This window comes from Deferribacter thermophilus (assembly GCF_049472675.1).
In the GTDB taxonomy this organism is placed as follows: Bacteria; Chrysiogenota; Deferribacteres; order Deferribacterales; family Deferribacteraceae; genus Deferribacter; species Deferribacter thermophilus.
This window is the reverse complement of the sequence record NZ_JAPNXM010000008.1, coordinates 24036-43853: the sequence shown is the minus strand read 5'-3', so window position 1 is coordinate 43853 and position 19818 is coordinate 24036. Positions and strand designations below refer to the sequence as shown.

General features: G+C 29.2%; 19 protein-coding genes. 7 read left to right on the top strand and 12 right to left on the bottom strand.

Features of this window, described 5'->3' with window-relative positions:
- The first annotated feature begins 50 nt into the window (after positions 1-50).
- Genes OWM07_RS08230 through OWM07_RS08220 form a run of 3 tightly spaced genes read left to right on the top strand, consistent with a single transcriptional unit; the run spans position 51 to position 2553 of the window.
- Complete coding sequence (locus tag OWM07_RS08230; RefSeq protein ID WP_423303216.1) at positions 51-785, top strand: ribonuclease Z; 735 nt, start codon at positions 51-53, stop codon at positions 783-785.
- Positions 786-1718 (top strand): NAD-dependent epimerase/dehydratase family protein, encoded by a 933-nt coding sequence (locus OWM07_RS08225; RefSeq protein ID WP_423303215.1) that lies wholly within the window; start codon positions 786-788, stop codon positions 1716-1718.
- Positions 1687-2553, top strand: a complete 867-nt coding sequence (locus OWM07_RS08220; RefSeq protein ID WP_423303214.1) for a phosphatase PAP2 family protein — start codon at positions 1687-1689, stop codon at positions 2551-2553. Before OWM07_RS08225 ends, OWM07_RS08220 begins: the two co-directional genes overlap by 32 nt.
- 17 nt (positions 2554-2570) lie before the next feature.
- Here OWM07_RS08220 and OWM07_RS08215 read toward each other — a convergent pair whose 3' ends face one another.
- The 4 genes from OWM07_RS08215 to OWM07_RS08200 are packed head-to-tail and all read right to left on the bottom strand — an operon-like array spanning position 2571 to position 8872.
- Complete coding sequence (locus tag OWM07_RS08215) at positions 2571-4970, bottom strand: FapA family protein (protein ID WP_423303213.1); 2400 nt, start codon at positions 4968-4970, stop codon at positions 2571-2573.
- Complete coding sequence (locus OWM07_RS08210) at positions 4960-6204, bottom strand: glycosyltransferase family 4 protein (protein WP_423303212.1); 1245 nt, start codon at positions 6202-6204, stop codon at positions 4960-4962. The genes OWM07_RS08215 and OWM07_RS08210 overlap by 11 nt, the downstream gene beginning before the upstream one ends.
- Positions 6204-7472, bottom strand: a complete 1269-nt coding sequence (locus OWM07_RS08205; RefSeq protein ID WP_423303211.1) for a glycosyltransferase — start codon at positions 7470-7472, stop codon at positions 6204-6206. The genes OWM07_RS08210 and OWM07_RS08205 overlap by 1 nt, the downstream gene beginning before the upstream one ends.
- The gene (locus OWM07_RS08200) at positions 7469-8872 is read right to left on the bottom strand and encodes a mannose-1-phosphate guanylyltransferase/mannose-6-phosphate isomerase (protein ID WP_423303210.1); all 1404 of its coding nucleotides are present in this window, start codon (positions 8870-8872) and stop codon (positions 7469-7471) included. Before OWM07_RS08200 ends, OWM07_RS08205 begins: the two co-directional genes overlap by 4 nt.
- A gap of 277 nt (positions 8873-9149) precedes the next feature.
- On the opposite strand from OWM07_RS08200, the gene OWM07_RS08195 reads away from it, so the two are divergent.
- Both OWM07_RS08195 and OWM07_RS08190 read left to right on the top strand, forming a co-directional pair.
- A complete protein-coding gene (locus tag OWM07_RS08195) occupies positions 9150-10250 on the top strand; it encodes an aminopeptidase (RefSeq protein WP_423303209.1) in 1101 nt (366 codons plus the stop codon).
- 13 nt (positions 10251-10263) lie between these two features.
- Positions 10264-11349, top strand: coding sequence for an iron-containing alcohol dehydrogenase family protein (locus tag OWM07_RS08190; protein ID WP_423303208.1), 1086 nt, complete (start codon positions 10264-10266; stop codon positions 11347-11349).
- Here OWM07_RS08190 and OWM07_RS08185 read toward each other — a convergent pair.
- Positions 11303-11899, bottom strand: coding sequence for a lytic transglycosylase domain-containing protein (locus OWM07_RS08185; RefSeq protein ID WP_423303207.1), 597 nt, complete (start codon positions 11897-11899; stop codon positions 11303-11305). The two genes, OWM07_RS08190 and OWM07_RS08185, sit on opposite strands and share 47 nt — an antisense overlap.
- 85 nt (positions 11900-11984) lie before the next feature.
- Here OWM07_RS08185 and metF point away from each other — a divergent pair, with 85 nt between their 5' ends.
- Positions 11985-12848 (top strand): methylenetetrahydrofolate reductase [NAD(P)H], encoded by an 864-nt coding sequence (gene metF, locus OWM07_RS08180; protein WP_423303206.1) that lies wholly within the window; start codon positions 11985-11987, stop codon positions 12846-12848.
- The gene (locus OWM07_RS08175; RefSeq protein WP_423303205.1) at positions 12829-13731 is read left to right on the top strand and encodes a radical SAM protein; all 903 of its coding nucleotides are present in this window, start codon (positions 12829-12831) and stop codon (positions 13729-13731) included. The genes metF and OWM07_RS08175 overlap by 20 nt, the downstream gene beginning before the upstream one ends.
- 5 nt (positions 13732-13736) lie before the next feature.
- Here the strand turns inward: OWM07_RS08175 and OWM07_RS08170 are convergent, their stop codons facing one another.
- Genes OWM07_RS08170 through OWM07_RS08140 form a run of 7 tightly spaced genes read right to left on the bottom strand, consistent with a single transcriptional unit; the run spans position 13737 to position 19761 of the window.
- Positions 13737-15563 (bottom strand): sulfatase-like hydrolase/transferase, encoded by a 1827-nt coding sequence (locus tag OWM07_RS08170; RefSeq protein WP_423303204.1) that lies wholly within the window; start codon positions 15561-15563, stop codon positions 13737-13739.
- 27 nt (positions 15564-15590) lie between these two features.
- On the bottom strand, positions 15591-16532 hold the full coding sequence (locus tag OWM07_RS08165) for a glycosyltransferase family 9 protein (protein WP_423303203.1): 942 nt from the start codon (positions 16530-16532) through the stop codon (positions 15591-15593).
- Positions 16532-17560 (bottom strand): glycosyltransferase family 9 protein, encoded by a 1029-nt coding sequence (locus tag OWM07_RS08160; RefSeq protein ID WP_423303202.1) that lies wholly within the window; start codon positions 17558-17560, stop codon positions 16532-16534. The genes OWM07_RS08165 and OWM07_RS08160 overlap by 1 nt, the downstream gene beginning before the upstream one ends.
- An 8-nt stretch (positions 17561-17568) precedes the next feature.
- On the bottom strand, positions 17569-17889 hold the full coding sequence (locus tag OWM07_RS08155) for a hypothetical protein (protein WP_423303201.1): 321 nt from the start codon (positions 17887-17889) through the stop codon (positions 17569-17571).
- A gap of 23 nt (positions 17890-17912) precedes the next feature.
- Positions 17913-18542 carry a PAQR family membrane homeostasis protein TrhA gene (trhA, locus tag OWM07_RS08150; protein ID WP_423303200.1) on the bottom strand — a complete coding sequence of 210 codons (630 nt, stop codon included), beginning with the start codon at positions 18540-18542 and terminating at the stop codon, positions 17913-17915.
- A gap of 5 nt (positions 18543-18547) precedes the next feature.
- Positions 18548-18820: a hypothetical protein gene (locus tag OWM07_RS08145; protein ID WP_423303199.1), complete on the bottom strand. Its 273-nt coding sequence runs from the start codon at positions 18818-18820 to the stop codon at positions 18548-18550.
- Complete coding sequence (locus OWM07_RS08140; RefSeq protein WP_423303198.1) at positions 18817-19761, bottom strand: peptidylprolyl isomerase; 945 nt, start codon at positions 19759-19761, stop codon at positions 18817-18819. Before OWM07_RS08140 ends, OWM07_RS08145 begins: the two co-directional genes overlap by 4 nt.
- Positions 19762-19818: the final 57 nt, after the last annotated feature.

Genomic DNA, 19818 nt, shown 5'->3' with positions numbered 1-19818 from the left:
ATCATACAGAGGCTGTAGTTTCCATATAAAATTTAAAACGGTGATGATTTATGGCAAAATTAACAGTTTTGGGCTCAGGAAGTGTTGTGCAGTATGAGGGTAGGGGATCTGCATCATATCTACTGGAAATTGATGATAAAAAAATAGTTTTGGATTGTGGTTTTTATTTGCTTGAAAGGTTAGAACAAAAAGGTGTGATGGCTGATGAGATAGATTATATCTTCGTATCTCATAAACATCCAGATCATTTTATGGGTTTAATACATTTTCTTTTCGCAAGGAAAAATAAAAGGGCTTATTCTGATAAGCCGGTTACAATTTTTGGGTTTAAAGGGTTAAAAGAATATATTGAATCTTTTAAAAATATCTTAGGAAAATGGATAGAACCTGATATTGAGATTCATATTATTGAGAATGAAGAAAGAGATTTTGGTATTTTTAGTTATAAGCTTTTTAAAACAAAGCATACGGATGAATCTGTAGGAATTGTTTTAAATTTTGATGATAAAAAGTTGGTGTACACTTCAGATACTGAATATTTTGAAGGATTGATAGAAATAGTAAACAATGCTGATTTATTGATAGCAGAGTGCGGAAAACTAAAGGGTGAAGATTTTGAAGTGCATATGTCTTATGATGAAGTGTTAGAGATTGCTGTAAATAGTAATATCTCTACTCTGCTCTTTTCACATTTTTACCCAGAAACAGATAAGTTTTATATAGATGCAAAAGATTATAATTTTAAGATATTCAAAGCAAGGGATTTGATGACATTAAATATTTAATTGGGGGATAAAATTTTACTTGTTACAGGTGCTTCTGGGTTTATTGGTAGACATTTTGTTTCTCTGTTATCAGAGGATAGTTTTATAGCTTTGGGAAGAAAGAATATAGGTTTTAAGCATTTTATATCTTTTGATTTTTCAAAAGATAAATCATTGATGCTACCTGATGGTATAGAAACTATAGTGCATTTTGCAGGTTGTACAAAGACTATTAACAAAGATGATTATTTCAAGATAAATGTTGATGCTACAGCAAATCTTATTGAAATGGCTGTTAAAAATAAAGTTAAAAAGTTTGTTTTGATTTCTTCGCAGGCTGCTGCAGGTCCAATTGCAAAAAATGAAGATGATAAACCAAACCCAGTAAGTATCTATGGTAAAAGTAAATTATTGGCAGAAAAAAAGGTTTTGCAATATAAAAACGAATTAGATGTTTTGATTATAAGACCACCTGCAGTATTCGGACCTTTTGATACCGATTTTTACAAAACTTACAAAATGGTTAAAAATGGCATAATCCCTTTGATTAACAATAATTTATTTAGCTATGTTTATGTCAAAGACTTGGTGGAAAATATTTTAAAACTTATTAATTGTAATACAAAAAGTGGTGAAATTTTTTTTGTTTCTGCAACTAATCCCATTTCTCAAAAAGGGTTTATTCAAAATATTGCAGAGATTATGAGCAAAAAGGTTACTTTTATTAAAATACCAAAGCAGATTGCTTTTACAGTTGCTTGGCTAAATGAGCTAAAAAATAAGGTTTTAAGAAAACCGGATATTTTTTCTGTAGATAAAGTAAGAGAGATTGTTGCTGGAGATTGGGTTTGTTCCAATGAAAAATTGAAGAAATTTATTGAGCCAGTTGAGACACCAATAAGCGATGCATTAAGGGAAACCTATGAATGGTATAAAGAAAACAAATGGTTATAACTTTTTGCCCCACGATTTTTTGACACTTTCTTATATTATAATAATTATTTTTATTGTTTTAACTCATTATAATAGTTTAAGTTTTGCTTATATGCATATTTTTACACATCTTTTAGGTGTGGCTTTTATTTTTTTGATTGCTAAATATGACAGAAATAAGAATAAGTTGATTACTTTAATTCACTATTTTTATCCTATTATGTTTTTTACTTTTATATATCAGGAGACAGGAAGACTTAATCAGCTTTTTTTTCACGGTTATTTTGATAAATTACTTCTAGATTGGGATACAAAACTTTTTGGTAAATCACCCATTTATTGGTTTTATGAATTAATCCCTCAAAGAATAATTTCTGAATATTTTCATTTTTCCTATGCTTTTTATTATTTAATGGTGCCGTTAACATTTGTTTATATTTATAAAATGAAGAAAGATAATGTTTTGTATTATATGTTTACTCTGTGCTTTTCATTTTACATTTACTACTTGATATTTATATTCTTTCCTGCTGTTGGTGGTAGGACTTTTGTAGATATCTATGCTAGAGAAGGTTATCTTTTTAAAAAAATTGTAGATTATATTTATCTTACACAAGAAATAGATGGTGGCGCATTCCCTTCTTCGCATGTGGGTATTGCTCTTGTTTGTTTGTTAAACTTAAAAAGGGTAGGTGGTTATTTTTACAGAATTATGCTGATTTTGGTACCTTCACTTGCCTTAGCAACTGTATATTGTGGATACCACTATGGTGTAGACATGATTGCAGGTTGGATTTCTGGATATATACTATACAAAATTTCATCTTTTTTATATGTAAGATATTTCAGTAGTTAAAAGAATGGGAATTATTTTTACAAATCACCTCCAATTATTTGTATATCCCCTTCTTCTATTTTTATTAAAATTTGATTAAAATAATCTTTATGGCTTGTATAAGAGTAGTTACCTATTTTTAGTATGACATCAGAATATAATGTTTTATTTATTTTTATAAATGGGCTATGATTAACACTTCTTTCATAGAGATTATTTAATATTTCTTCTTTTACTAAAATGTGTTTTAGTTTTTGTTCCAGCTGTTTTAGTCTTTCGATATTTAGTTGATACTCTTTATCCATAACAGCATCTTCTATATTCCCATATTTTAAAATTATTTTTTTGATAATTTCCTTTACATAAGATAGTGAATTATTGATTTTATTTTGAGCCTCTTTGTTGCTATTTAATTTTTGTTTGATTAATGTTTTGTTTAATGGGATAATTTTTAGTTGTGTTTTGGTGTAGGGGATTGTGCCTGCTATATTTACTTCGATAAAATCTGAGGCTGTAATACTACATGTGTGGACAGTCCCAGTTTTTCTTATACATTTGAAATAGCCGTTGCACACTATTTTACTATTTCTTACATAATCTAATACTTCTATATCCTGTTCACAAAAAACTTCAGCATCTTGTATAAACTCCGTAATTATTTTTTTTAAAGCTTTAATAACTGCTTTATCTTTTCCAAAAACCCCTCCATTTATAACTATAGAGCCATTTTCAGAGATTATTTTACACCCTTCCACGATACCTCTTATTTTGATATCTCCGCCAGCATTAATGTCAAAACCACTCAAGACATCCCCATTTATAATAACATCCCCATGATAATTTATATTTCCAACAGAATAATCCACATTGCTATTAATAATTATAACTTCTATCACATTTACTTGATTGCCGTTGTATGTAATTTGCCCATCTACAGTGGAAATAAGTTTTAAACCATCAGAACTTACATAAGTATTTTTACCAACTGGGAGTTTAACATCTTTACCTGGTTTTGCTTTTATTGGTCTTCCATATACATCTATACCATCAATCCCTTCTGTATAAGGGATTTTAACACACAGCACATCGTTCTTTTTGACGGGTTGAATAAAGTTTATCTCTTTGAAATCCACATTATCATTATCTAAAATTTTTGGTTTATATATATTATCCTTTTCAAAAAAGTATATTAGATAAGCATCTGTACCATTAATTGGTTTTTTACCAACCGATACAGGAATATTTAGTGATGGATTTTTTAATATTTTTTCTATATTTTCCTCATTAATCCCATAATTGATATGATTCTTTTTTAAAAAATATATGATATCGTTTTTAGTCAGGTTATGGTATTTTGGTAAAGATAGGTATGCTTCCAATCTATCTTGAGACACTGTAAGAGTGATATCTTTAAATCTTGATAAATCAAACTTTTCTACTCTTTCTGATATTAAATAAGCATTCCCTTTTGAGAATTTTATAGCTTCATCAACTTTGTTTTCATCTACTAAATAACCTTCATCAATAAGAACTTCTAATATTTTTTCTTTAGAAATTTTAGGATCGTTAACAACTAAATAAAGTTTTTTATCAAGCTCGATGATGTTAAAAGGCTCCTCTGAAACAGTTATCTGTTTTTTATCAAAATCTTTTATTATTTCAATGAGCTGCTGATAATTATTTATCCTTTGATTTGGATCTAGTTTTAAGCACTGCTTAATTGCTTCTTTAATATTGTCAGGTACATTGGAAAATAGGCTCAAATGGGGATAATTTAATTTCTTTATATTTAACAATGTATTTTCAGAAATTTTTTCTCCAAATGGATAAATTGTTGTAAATAGAGTAAAAATTATACATCCTAACTGAAATATATCTGATTTATAAGTGGAATGCTTCCCTGCAATTTTTTCTGGTGGGATAAATGGTGGAGGAGAAGTGCTAAGTCCTAACTCAGATATTAGATTATTTTTTGTCACAACTCTATCAATACCAAAATTGTCAATTTTCACTTTTAGATTTTTTGTCAAATAAATAGAATCTAAATATAAATTTTTGTGTATTATATTACTTTCGTATGCAAACTGTAATGCATCAATGATATCTAAAATAATTTCTATTTTTTGGTTAATATCTAGTGAGGCTATTTTGTTTAAACTAAAAGAATCGTACTCTAAGTCTATAAATTCTTGTATAAGGTAATAATTGTTTTCATTCTCAGCAAAATCCATAATTGTCAAAACGGATGGATGTATTATTTGTCCTGCTGTTTTTATAATATTTTCAAACCGCTTTTTTATATTTGCATCAGTTTTTGGAATTTCCTTTAGAATAACTTTTCTCTGAAAATGTTTATCTTCAGCAAGAAAAGCATTGCCAGAAGGGGTGACTGCTAAGAAATTCTTTTTTTCATATCTATCAAAAAAATCAGTAGTCATAAATTTTATTGAATAAAGGTAAAATCGATTTTTTGAAAATATTATCCCAGCTATAGTCTCTTAAAGTTTTCCTAAAAAACCTTGTTGTTTTAGTGCTTTCAGAAACTTTTATTACCTTGTCAGCAATAGAGTCTACATCTTCATCTAATTTAAAAAAAGTGGCATAATTATTTGCGATTTCTCTAAAAGGTGGAATATCAGAGCAAACTATTGGTATTTTAAGCATTCCAGCCTCTAATAAAGGGATACCAAACCCTTCTTGAATACTTGGCAAAAAGAGCATATCAGCAATATGATACAAATCCCTTATCTTAACCCTATCACTTTCTATAACTTCACCTGATGGGAGAGTATATCTTGCTAAAAGAATAGCATGTTCTCTTATATTTAACTCATCTATCAAAGTGTTTAGTTTGTTAAAATAATTTACAGTATTTTTTTCATGAGGATCAAAAGCTCCTGTAATTAGAGCTTTTGCTTTTACCCCCTTATCAGTTAATGCTTTTACAACTTTTATGGTTAGCTCTATATTTTTTCTAGGATGAAGTCTGGATGGTTGAACCAAAATAATATCTTGATTGTATAAGTCTTCATTGTTGATAATTTTTACTGTGTTTATATCCAATCTAAAAAAAGTAATAGGATCGATACCATTTTTAACAACAAATATTTTATCCTTATCTACATTCATCAATTTTGCAAATAATTCCCGTCTGCTCTCTGTGATTGTGACATAATTTATTTTGGGGTTATATCTTTTTAATATGTCAAAAGGCGGGGTATCATAAATTTTGTCATAATCTTCATAAAAATATAATGAATCGTGCGCCCAATTTATAACCTTTATATCCATTTCATCAGCAATTTCATGAACCGCCATTGCAGCTGGTAAATTGTATCTCATGTTTAAAATATTATGCACAATCAAGATATCAAAATTTTGCAATTCATTTTTTAGAAAAATTTTTATTCTTTCTTTTAAACTGTTAATTCCTGACATATCATTTTTTTGTCGTAATAAATTTATTGCATCATTTACTTCATCATTGTTTGAAAGTAACAATGGATTAATAACAACAGGGATATAATTTTCAAACTGAGCACCTTTGCCAGCAATAATTTTCACATTTAATAAGTTTCGCCTAAAAAGAAGAGCTTGCTGCTTTATAACTTCTTCAACACCACCAACAACTGGAGGGGCAGAATAATGTAGTATGGCAATATTATATTTCATTATATGCACTCACTCTCAACTATTTTTATAATGTTAAGTAGCTTTCTTTCCAAAACTTCATAGGAGAAATGTTTCAATGCAATATTGTAGTTTTTTTCAACCATCTCATTTAATCGATGCTTATCAGAAAGAACTTTTAGAGCTTCATCAACTATCTTTTCTGTCACAAAACCATCAAATTTGAAAACATCAAACCCAAATGGTTCAATATCAGTTATAAAAATAGAGTATCTATTTACAATTATTGGCTTTTTAAAATAAATTGTTTCTAAAAAGGCATTTCCAAATCCTTCATAACCAGAAGGGTATGTTATGATATCAGCACATTGATAAATATCACCGATTGTGTATTTTTTCTTACCAACTTCCCTACACCTTTCAGTGCCGATATAATCATCTATTCCAACTATTTCTACTCCTAAAAGTTTTGCATAGTTTTTTACTCTCTCATAATAAATATCACCTTCATCTCCTGATGCATGAGAAATTATTAATTTAGGATTTTTCAATTTCATCATATAAACAATTTCTACAGCTCTTTCTATCCACTTTCTTGGAACAATTCTTGTTGGCTGTAATACAAAGAGGTCATCTTCTCTTAAACCAGCAATTTGACGAATTTCAGAGCAAATTTTGGGGTCAATAGGTTTAGGAGGTTCTGCAAAATTGTAAACATTTGGTATAACAAAATTAGATATCCCTTTTCTAAGGCTTAGCTGCTCTGACGCTATGCTGTTTATTACTACATGTGTTATCGATTTTAAATCAGGGGGGAATCCTCTATCTAAATAATCTTTTGCTGCATTAACAAGAAATCTATCCCTTTCCCAATAAAAATCGTGATGATGAGCAATTGTTGGAAAGCAAGTTTCTGCAATAAATTCAGTTAATGCCAATCCTAAAGGGATATTCATAGGGATAGTTAACGCATTTTCAGTTATAAGTAGATGAATATCGTATTTATTTACAAAATCATACAATCTAATCTTTAAATATTCTTTCAATTCTGAAACTTTAAGTGATGTTTCATGGTCTCTTTTCCTTGTTCCAAATAGCTTACTGTTTAATTCTTTTATTTCTGGATGCTGAAAGTGTGCTAAAGGTGCTATAAAAGATACATTTGGATCTCTATCACATTCACCAGCAAAATAGAAACAGTTGTAATTGTTACGCTCTAAAACATGCGCCCATTTTTCAATTTCTAATGAAACACCATCAGTACCTGCAATGCGTGTGGAAACAAAACCTATATTTTTAATTTTTTTCATTTTACTCTACCGTACATATCTTCAAATCTTACTATATCATCTTCTCCCACATATTCGCCTACTTGTACCTCTATAAATTCAAAAGGGATTTTACCTGGATTTTCTATTCTATGCTTTGTAGCTTTTGGAATGTATACCTTTTCGTTTTCACTGAGATATACAGTATCCTCACCAATCTGAACTTTAGCTGTGCCCTTTACACCTATCCAGTGCTCAGCCCTATGGTAATGAAGCTGAAGACTTAATTTTTGACCTGGATTTACAACTATCTTTTTGACTTTGTAATTTTTCCCTTCATTCAACACAGTAAAACTTCCCCAAGGTCTGTAAACCGTTCTATGAACTTCTGCTTCTTCTCTTTCCTCTTTTTTCAAAAGCTCAACGATATCCTTTACTTGCTGAGAATAACCTTTTTTTGCAATTAAAATAGCATCATCAGTATCTGCTATAATAAGGTCATCAACACCAACTGTGCAAAGCAATCTTTTTGAACCAAGTATTAAACTATTTTTACTATTTTTAGATACAACATTCCCTTTTATAACATTATTGTTTTCATCTTTTGGTAATACCTCATACACACTATCCCATGAGCCAATATCTGACCAGGTAATGTTTATAGGGATAACTACTACTTTTTTAGATTTTTCCATTATGGCATAGTCAATGGAAATTTCTGGCATTTTATGAAAATCTTTTTTCATCGTTTCGAAACTATTAGAAAATAGCTCATAAATTTCAGGCTCATATTTTTCTATTTCTTCGATAAAGGTTTCAATGGAAAACATGAAGATACCAGAATTCCAAAAGAATTTCCCACTTTCTAAATATTTTTTAGCTGTATTTAGGTCAGGTTTTTCGTGGAACTGTTTTACCTCATAAACAGTTTTTCCATCTTCATCAAAAAGCTTTTTATTACTTTTTTCAATATATCCATAACCCGTTTCAGGTTTGGTTGGAACAACTCCAAAAGTTACAATATAACCATCTTTTGCAAACTGTTCAGCCAATTTTACATAATCAGCAAACTCTGAAGCAGGGCTAATGATATGGTCAGAAGGTGATATGAATACAGCATCATTTAATTTGCCATGAAGCTTTTCCTGGATATATTTAATCCCCAGAGCAATAGCAGGTGCAGTATTTTTACCAATAGGCTCATCGATGATATGAGGATCATCTCCAAGAATAGGCTGAACCTGCTGTTTTACAAAAAAGGAATGATCTCTATTAGTAACAATTACAATATCCTCTTTATCAGAATAATAAAGATTTCTTTTTGCGGTTTTTTGCAAAAGGGTTTCTTCATCAGTCAAACTCAAAAACTGTTTTGGAAATTTCTTCCTTGATAATGGCCAAAGCCTTGTACCACTTCCTCCAGCTAAAATTATGGAAAACATCATCCCCTCCCAAAAGTTAATATTTGACAACTATTTTTATATTAAAAAAAATAATTGCAAATTTCAATAAATAAAATAAGTTAAATACATCGAATGGAGGTTGTTGTACAGTAGTAGTTATTTAATATTTCGATTGCTTCGCTAACGCTCGCAATGACTATAAATTGCAGTTATTGCGAGGAGTGAAACGACGAAGCAATCTCATGAATATAATAATTATTAACATGATAGCCTATTGTGGAACATTCTCGAATGATATATACAAGGAGGTAATAAAATGATAACTTATGAAGAAAAATTGGCAAAACTTCTATGTGATTATAGTTTAAAAGTAAAAAAAGGGGATGTGGTAGAAATAAGAGGGGAGTCTTGTGCCGAACCTTTGATAAGAGCTTGCTATGTATATCTTCTTAAAATAGGTGCTTATCCAATTGTGAAAATGAGTTTTCCAGAGCAGATGTACTATTTTTATAAATATGCAGAAAAAGAGCAATTAGAGTTTATCCCCGAGGTTAGCAAAACAGCTGCAGAAACTATAGATGCTCTAATTGCAATAGATAGTGAAACAAATACCAGACAACTTACAAATGTAGATTCTAAAAAAGTTGCCATTAATAGAAAAGCAACAAGAATACTAAAGGATATCATGTTTGAAAGAGAAGCAAAAGGGGAGTTTAAGTGGGTTTTAGCACCTTATCCCACACCAAGTATGGCTCAGGATGCAGAAATGTCCTTTGAAGAGTACAAAGATTTTGTATTTAATGCCTGCAAATTAAACTATGATGACCCTGTAAAAGAATGGGAAAAGGTAAGTGAATTTCAAGATAAAATAGTAAATCTCCTTACTGGGAAGAAAGAGGTTGTTATAAAAGGGTTTAAAACAGAGCTAAAATTAAATGTTGATGGTAGAAAATGGATAAATTGCAATGGTAGCCATAATATGCCAGATGGTGAGGTTTTTACAAGTCCTGTAGAAGATAGTGCAGATGGGGTTATCTTTTTTGATGTTCCAACTGCTTTTATGGGTGTAGAGGTTCAAGACATTGAGCTACATTTTGAAAAAGGGAAAGTGGTAAAGGCAAGAGCTAAAAAGGGTGAAGAGTTTTTAAATAGAATGCTTGAATCTGATGAAGGAGCAAAATATGTGGGTGAAATTGCTTTTGGTTTGAATGATGATATAGTTAAACCTTCAAAAAATATACTTTTTGATGAAAAGATTGGTAAAACTATGCATCTTGCAGTAGGTTCTTCTTATCCTGAAGCCGGTGGTAAAAACAAATCGGGTCTTCACTGGGATTTAATAAAAAGAATGGATAATGGTAGTGAAGTTTATGTAGATGGAGAGCTAGTTTATAAAGATGGAAAATTTTTAATCTAAAAAGGGGTGATTAATGAACGATTTTACTTTTTATTCACCAACCAAAGTTTATATGACAGGAAACTTTTATGATGTATTTAAAAAAGAGATTGTAAAGTATAATAAAATTGCATTGGTTTGTGGTAAAACTGCTGCTTATAAAACCGGTTTTGTGGATTTTTTGAAAGAAATAAAAGGGGGCAATTTATTTATTTTTGATGAAATAGAAGAGAATCCATCAATAAATACAGTTATCAAAGGTGGAAGATTTGTTAGACAAAATAGATGCGATTTAATAGTTGCTTTTGGTGGTGGGAGCAGTTTAGATGCTGCAAAAGCTATTGCAGCATTTGCCACAAACAATATGGGATTTTATGAGCTTTTAAGCCAAAACGGGTTGCCAAACCCTCCAATACCTATTTATGCAATCCCTACAACCTGTGGCACTGGGTCTGAAGTAAATCATTACGCCATTATTACAGATTATGAAAAAAATGATAAAATTAATTTTGGTAAAACTGCTAATTTTCCTAAAAAAGCTTTTTTAAATCCCGAGTTTCTCGAGACTTTGGATGAAAAGCTGATTTTCGCTACAGCATTTGACGCACTGACTCATGCATTTGAAGGATATTTATCTGTAAAAGCAAACCCTTTTAGCGACTTGTTAGCAAAAGAAGCTATGAATAATATATGTAATGTCTTAAAAGATAATGATTTGGATAGGGAACATTTAAAATTGCTTTTGTATTCCTCAACTCTTGCTGGGATAGTAATAATGCATACTGCAACAACATTGTTACATGCAATGGGCTATTACTTAACAAACACCAAAAATATTCATCATGGAACTGCAAACTTTTTATTGTTACCAGTTTATATGAAAATGCTTAGATTTTATAAAGTGGAAAAATTAAGTTCTATAAATGAGATTGTAAATAATATTGAAGGATTACTTGAGAAATATGCTGAAATATTCAATATAGATCTGCGCAAATTATTTACAGAAGAAGAGGTGAAAAAATTGAGTAAGTACGCTATGGGTAAAAATAATGTGAAAAACACCCTTTTTCAAACTAATGAGGAGAAGCTTTTTGAGTTTTTAGCTGATTATATTCTCTGATGATTTTTTTTACATAATGTTTTGTTTCCCCTATGTTGGGGATATTGTTATTTACTATTGTTGAAGGACCAGCATTGTAAGCTGAAAGAGCTAATTCTAACGATTTAAACCTTTTAAGTAAGGTGGATAAATACATTGTTCCTGCTTCTATATTTTGTTCGATATCGAATGGATTTTCAAAACCAAGTGAAAAAAATGTTTTTGGCATTAACTGCATTAGACCCATAGCGCCTGTTTTAGATATTGCAAATGGGTTATATTTGGATTCTACTTTTATCACGGCATGAATGAGAAGGGGGTCAACCATGTATTTTTCAGAAACTATTTCAACAGTTTTATTTACTTTGTCCATATCTTTAATTTTAGTGGGTATTCCTGAGACAAAAATTATATGTTTTAAAAGAAAATAGCAGCTAATAGTCCTATTTTTGATATAAAAAGGGTTTATTAAAGCTTTTGGGTTAAAAGTGGTTAGAAAACATATAAAATTTAATGTTATAACTGTTAAAATTACTAATCTTAAAAGTCTGATATAAAGTTTATCAAGCATATTTGTTTATTTCATAAAAAATGGTTGAAGTCAATCCTTATAATCGCTATATATTGCTTCTAAACTTTTTTAAGGAGGTTTAAATTTGAAAATTTCAAGGATATTGAGCAAAAAAGATTTTGTTATTTCATTTGAGTTTTTCCCACCAAAAAAAGTAGAAAATGAAAAAGTCCTTTTTAATACAATCGAAGTTTTAAAAGGTTATAACCCCGATTTTGTTTCTGTAACTTATGGAGCAGGTGGAAGTACAAAAGATAAAACTATAGATTGGACTATTAAAATAAAAGAGCAGTATAATTTAAATGTTATGATGCACTTAACATGTGTTACAAGTAGTAGAGATGATGTTGATGAAATTTTAACTGTCTTACAAGAACATAATATCGATAATATCTTAGCTTTGAGAGGGGATATCCCAAAAGATCAGGAAAATATGAAATCAGATTTTAAATATGCATATCAACTTGTTGAATACATAAAAAATAAAAACTTTTTCTCTATAGGTGTTGCTGGGTATCCTGAAGGGCATATTGAATCAGAATCTCTTGAAAAAGATATCGAGTATTTAAAAATGAAGGTTGATACTGGTGCTGATTTTATTATTACTCAATTGTTTTTTGATAACAAATACTTTTTTGACTTTTTAGATAGAGCAGAAAAAATAGGGATAAATGTTCCTATATTACCAGGAATAATGCCCGTTATAAATCTAAATCAGGTAAAACGGTTTACTGAGATGTGTGGTGCCACTGTACCAGATAGTCTAATTAAAAAACTTGAAAATAAAAGTGAAGAAGATATGTTTAAAATTGGTATTGAGTATGCAATTAATCAGTGTAAAGAGCTGATTGAAGCAAATGTGAAAGGTTTGCATTTTTATACTTTAAATAAATACAATGCTACAACTAATATCTTGGAGGGTTTGGGATATGTTCCTAAATCCTTATGATTTTTTACCTGAATACAGCTATCCACTTTATAGACCACCCAGTGAGGCTAATTCTTTAATTTTTCAGATTACAGAGGGTTGTTCCTATAACAAGTGTAGTTTTTGTGGAATGTATATGACTAAAAAGTTTAAAATCAAACCTTTTGAAGAATTTAAAAAAGAAGTTGATAAAATACCAGAAAGTATAAGAAAAGAGATAAGAAGGATTTTTTTAGCTGATGGTGATGCTGTTATTTACCCCACTGATGGTCTGATAAAAATTTTAGATTATATAAATTTGATGTTTCCAAATCTTGAGCGAATAAGTTCTTATGCTGGGCCACAGGCAATTTTAGGTAAAAGCATAGATGAATGGAGAGAGATTTTAAAAAGAAAATTAACCCTTTTATATTTTGGACTGGAAAGTGGCAATAAAGAAGTATTAAAAATAATGAATAAAGGGATGGATCCAGAGGAAATTAAACCTAAAATATTAGAGTTGCAAAAACTTGGGTTTCTTTTTTCTGTAATGATAATTCTTGGGGCAGGGGGAGTGAAGCTTAGTGAGCAACATGCTTTAGATACTGCAAAGTGGATTACTGAAGTAAACCCAAAATATCTCGGTATGTTGACACTGTTTATCAGAAAAAAGAGGGACTATTTTGATAGTTTAGAAACTCCAAAGGTAAGGGATTTAATCAACGAATCAAGAATGATTATAGAAAATATAAACGGAAAAGGTATTATCTTTAGGTCAAATCATGTATCTAACATGTTTATTTTAAAAGGGGTATTGAGTGAAGAGAAAGAAAGATTACTAAATTATCTTGATGAGGTTTATCTATATCTTGCTTCAAAAAATTTGCTTGATACTTATCCAGATTATTACAGAGAAGAATTTTAGAAACTTTAATAAAACTGATTAAATTGATTTATTAGATGAAAAATAAATTTTTTCTTTTCATTTAAGATTTTTTTATCTTTTACCTCTTTGTATTCTTTATTATAAAGTGAAATATCAAATGACTTATGTGTTTCATAAGAAAACAGTAATCGATACCCTTCTTTATCAATAATAGCACACCAACTCCAGTTGCAACTTAAAATATAATTTCTATCAATAGGTTTTAACATATTATTTCCAAAAGTGTAACCTTTTTTATCAGCTTTTATTCCTAGCAAATCAAATATTGTGGGGACAAAATCGTAATGAGTTGTAATATAATTTATATCTTTATGTTTCATCCATGGGATATAAAAAACAAAGGGAACTTTCACTTGATATTCAGTGAAGCTGTTATTGTGACCAAAATGCCCATTTTCATAAAATTCTTCACCATGATCACCAGTTATTACGATAATTGTATTTTTTAAATCACCTTTTCCTTTTAAGTAATCCAAAATTTCTTTTACCAAAGCATCATCATAATATACTGCATTCATATATGCATTTTTTACTTTAGTTATATTCCTTTTTCCTATAATCAAATAATTTGTTTCTCCACTTTTTGCTTTGAAAATATTATATCTTTTAGGGAAAGCTCTTGCATGTGGAGCATCAAAGAAAATAAAAGAAAAATAAGGTGAATTATCATTATGTGATTCTCTAAATTTTTTAAAACTTTCTACAAGTGCTGATTCCCGTTGAACTCTATCAAACCTTTTACCAAAATCATCTTCTATAGATTCAGGAATATCCAGAAAAACAGTTTTTCTAAATTCAGGAAATGTTAAGGAAGTAGCTGATAATATTTTAAATTTATACCCCATTTTTTTTAATGTTGATATTAATACTGGTGACTGTCTATTTGCTAAAAAATCGTGCCACCAATAACCATATAACCCGTAAAAAAGTGAGAAGATTCCAAACCTTGTTGAGTTCCCACCAGAATAATGATTTTGAAACACTAAAGAATTCTTTGAAAAATTGTAAATATTTGGAGAATTTTTTGGGTTTAGCATATCAAAACGATAACTATCGATAGCTATAACTAGAATATTGGGTAAAGTGGTTTTATCCAAATCAGGAGTCACAATTTCTGTTTGAGGATACTTTAGTGTTGACTTTTTTACTTTAAAGTTAAATTCTCTATTAACATTAAAATGCAACACCCTTTTTGCAAACCCTCTAATTGTCAACGGCTGATATAAAGGATAAACTCTTGATAGTCTAGTAATATCCCTTTTATTGTAAAGATCACTTATTGCAAAAGTAAGTCTCTCTGAAGCAGTAATTATTATTAACAGCAAAAAAATTAATAGTATTTTTTTACTACTAAAGTTTAGTTTCTCTGACTTTTTTATAATTAATAATTCAACAACTAAAAATGCTACAAGAATAAAAATGAAAGAGATTAATGTAGGAGCACCCAATGAAACAGAGTCAAAAAAACCAGGAGTTGTAATCATGGCTACAACCATGCCATTAAAATGAAACCCATAGATTCTATAAATAGCAAAATCAACAAAAATAAATGTTACAACGATAAAACTAAATATAAAAAATAACACTTTTGTGATTTTTTTATTTAGAAAAAGTGCAAAAATAGAAGTTAGCAAAAAAGGTATTAAAGAAAATGTAAAACTACTTGATAGATAAGAGCCTATCAAATAAAACTTAGCTAAAATTGTAGAAGCGTTTTTTAGAGATGAGAACAGATAAAATGAGAATAAAAGTGAAATAAATAAAAAATTTAAAAAAGTTGATTTAACTATAAAAATATATTTTTCTTTCATCGGTGGCTATAATATGAAATATTGTTCTTAAGTCAATTGATTTATTTTTTCTAAAATAATTTCTGGTGTAATAGATGTCATACATTCAAAATGTTTTTTGGGACATTTATTTAGACCATGGACATGACAGGGTCTGCATTTTACATCGTTATTTTCTATTACATAACAATTTTCAAAAATAGGGTAAAAGCCAAACTCTTTGGTTGTAGAGCCAAAAATTGCTAGGGTAGGGGTATTGCAAGCAATTCCTATATGCATTGGACCTGAATCTGTAGTAATTAGCATTTTTGCTTTTGCTATTGTATTTGTAAGCTCTTGCAGTGATGTCTGATTAGTTAAGTTTATTATATTAATGTTTTCTGTAAATTCTAAATGTCCGCTTCCTACTATTACAACCTTATGGTATTTGCTCAGATTTTCAATTAAATCACTAAAATATGGCCACTCCTTTGTTTTTTTACTTGCAAAAGGGTGTATTACTATATAGTTTTCCTTTTTTATCCCAGTTAAAAGTGAGGGTCTTAAATCTTCAATGGAGTTAATCTTTAATTCAAAAACCTTGTTTACAGCATCAAAGTATCTTTCTACTACATGTTTATTCAATTGATTTTTAAATAATCTAAATTTAACAAACAGTCTTCTTTTAAAACTGTCCTTTTTATATTTTGAAATTGTGCTCTGTGTAAAAATTTTCAAAAAGGAAGTTTTCAAATTTGCATGTAAATCGAAAATATAGTCATAATCATTGATATTTTCTTGGATAAATGTAAGGTAAGGTATTAATCCATTTTTTCTTTTTATTGTTAATATGTTATTAATACTTTTTTTAAAAATTAGGATATCTTTAAATTGCTCATAGGTTAAAAAATCTATTTCTATTTCTGGGTATTCCTTTTTTAATAAATCTACTATCCCTGTAGTTAAAATAATATCACCAAGTGATGAAAACCTAACAAACAAAACTTTCATCAAATAAACCTCAATATACTTTCTAAAACAGTTTGTGGTTTAATATCTCTCATACATCTAAAATGTTTTTCTGGACATTTTTTACCACCATGTAAACCACAAGGTCTGCAATAAAGATTTTCTACTTCTACAACTATCGATTTTTCATCATATGGGTAAAATCCCAATGATTTCACAGTTGGGCCGAAAATTGCCACAACAGGCACATTATGTGAAACTGCCATGTGAAGAGGTGCACTATCGTTTGAAACTAATAAGTCTAAAGCTCTAATCCATGTAGATAATTCTAAAAGATTTGTTTTCCCTGAAAGGTCTATGAAATGCTTTTTCACAGATTTTTTAATTTCTTCCACTACTGCTACTTCTGATTTAGCACCAAATACAATTGGGATACAATTATCAGGTAATAAGTCGATCAATTTTGCATAGTATTCAGCTGGCCACATTTTTGTAGGCCAAACACTACCTGGTGCAATACCAATATATTTTTTGTTTGGAAATGTAATTTCTAAAAAATTTTTAATGTTATTAAACATTTGTAGCGAGTAGGAAATTTCTGGCTTTCCTGCAATTGTTTTAATTTCTTTGAGAGAAAAATTATTTACAACTGGTTGCAAAAGCATTAAGTTTCTTTCCACTTCATGCAGAGACATATCTCTATTTACCGTTAAATTGTATAAAAAACTTAATGCTGCTTCTTTAAAACCCACAGATTTTTTAGCTTTTATCAAATAGCAGGTAAGGGTGCTTCTCAAAGATTTGTGAGCAGAAATAAGTAAATCTATTTTTGTTTCACTATTTATTTTTTTTACAAACGATTTTACCCCTTTTAAACCTTTTTCTTCTCCTCTTTTGTCAAACGAAATTACTTTGTCTATGAACTTGAGATTATCAAACAGTTGTGTTGATTCAGGCCTTACACAAAAAAATATTCTACTGTCAGGATAAAGCTTTTTTAAAGCTTTGCACAGAGGGGTAGTGAGTATGGAATCACCTATAAATGAAGGATTAAAAACTAAAATATTCATTTAATTTTTTAGAAAGTTAAGACCTGATAACCTTCTTTCAATAAGTTTGAGATATATTCTCCCACATAAATTACTTTTGCACCTTTTGACTCTAAATCTTTTGTAATATTCATCTCTTCTGCAACAAATTTACAGTATACAGTTTCAACACTATCTTGTATTTTGCTAAACAGCTCATCATCTTCAAGCATCAGTTTTTCAGCTTCACCAAATACTACGAATTTTACATCGTCCACCCAACCATATTTTTTAGCATTTGTTCCATAAATAATTCCTGGTTTAACTTTTTCTTTTTCACCTGAAGCGAGCCATATTAAAATCTTTGCCATAATAGCCTCCTTTGAAAGGTTTTTTATACTAGATTTAACATAAAAAGAAAGTGCATAAAACTACCTAATAGTACAAATATATGAAAAATTTCATGAAAACCTATAAATTTAAAAAAATTTGGTTTTTTGGTAGCATAAATAAGTGCTCCGATTGTATAAAATATACCACCATATAGCAATAACATAAAATGACTAAACTCAAGAGCCCTATAAAGAGGTTTTATCGCAAAAATTGCAATCCAACCCATCATTACATACAGCAGAGTTGAAAAATATCTTGGGAGCTCTTTAAATTTAAACTCTAGTAGAAAGCCAAAAATGGCAATTATCCAACTTGAAAACAGCATTAACCATTTCAATTTACCTTCTAACACTAAGATGGAAACAGGTGTATAAGTAGAAGCAATAAATACATAAATCATTACATGATCAAGTTTCCGCAATTTAAATATGACTTTTTCATCGCCATAATAAGCGTGATAAACTGCACTAGCAGTAAAACTTGCAAACATACCTAATACATAGATTGAAAAAGAGATATATTGAGATATTGTGGTACTTTTAGATATTAAAATATAAAAAGCAAAAAAACTAAATATAGAACCAATAAAATGCGTAAAACTGTTTATTGGCTCTCTAATTTTAACAATCATATATACTATTTAGAATAATTCTTTACTAAATAGTCTAAAATATTTTTATATTCGTCAGTAGATAGGTTAGCTCCGTTTGATTGCATTCTATCTAAAATTACTATCCATTCAAGCCTAGTTAATCTTTTATTTTCAATAATCTTATAAGTATGATGACATCTCGAACACTTGGTTTTTACTAATTCTTCAGGTGTTTGATTTGTTTTACTAAAATAAAAGAAATAAGCAGCAATAACTAGTATCACTGCTAATATAATAAAATTGACTTTCTTGTTCATAGAAACCTCTCTATTTTGTCCTGTTTCTTCCAATTATCTATATTTGTTTTTATAATTGTTTCTAATTTTTGGTCAAATAAAACTTTAGTTATCTGCTCTTTAACCTCATCAAAAGATAATTGCTTACCCTTTTTTTTGTCTAAAACCTTCAATATATGATATCCAAATCTTGACTTAAACGGTTTACTTATTTTACCAACCTCAGTTTCGAATGCAACTTTCTCAAATTCTGGAACAACTTTTCCTTTAGCTATATATCCCAGATCACCGCCCATTTTTGCAGAACCATCTTCAGAGTACTCTTTAGCTAAATCTTCAAAGTTTGCACCTTTTTGAAGTTCACTATAAATATTCTCAATTAGTTTTTTAGCTTCATCATCACTTCTTTTATCGCCAGTTAATATTACAATATGTTTAACATGTACACTATCTTTGATTACAAACTTTTCTTTATTTTTATCATAATAATTTTTCTTTTCTAAGTCATTAATAGATATTTTATCTTTGAAAGAGTCAATATGCTTCTTTACTAAAATATTTTTTTTAATTTTTTCTTTTAAACCTTCTTCTGTTAAATTATTTTTTTGTAAAGCATCCTTATACTCTTTATCAGTTTTAAATCCAGATTTTAGCTCATCCAGTTTTTTATTAACATCGTTTTCAATACCTTTGTAAGTAAATGTCTCAGAATGCTGAGCCAAAACTTCTCTATCAATAAGTTGTTCCAATATCTTTTTCTTAATTTCAACTAATTGAGGGTTATTAAAGTCCACACTACTTGGAGCTATCCCATTATTCAGTAAAAGCTCAGTAATGATAGTGTTTACTTCTGATTCATAAATAGCCTTCCCATTGACTTTTGCTACAATCTTATCTTCTGCAAATGCTAAAGATGCGATAAAGATGACCAATAAAAATCCTAAAATGATACTTTTTTTCATAACATTTTCTCCTTTTTCACATTAAAAATTAGCAAAATATTTTGCTTTATAAACTTT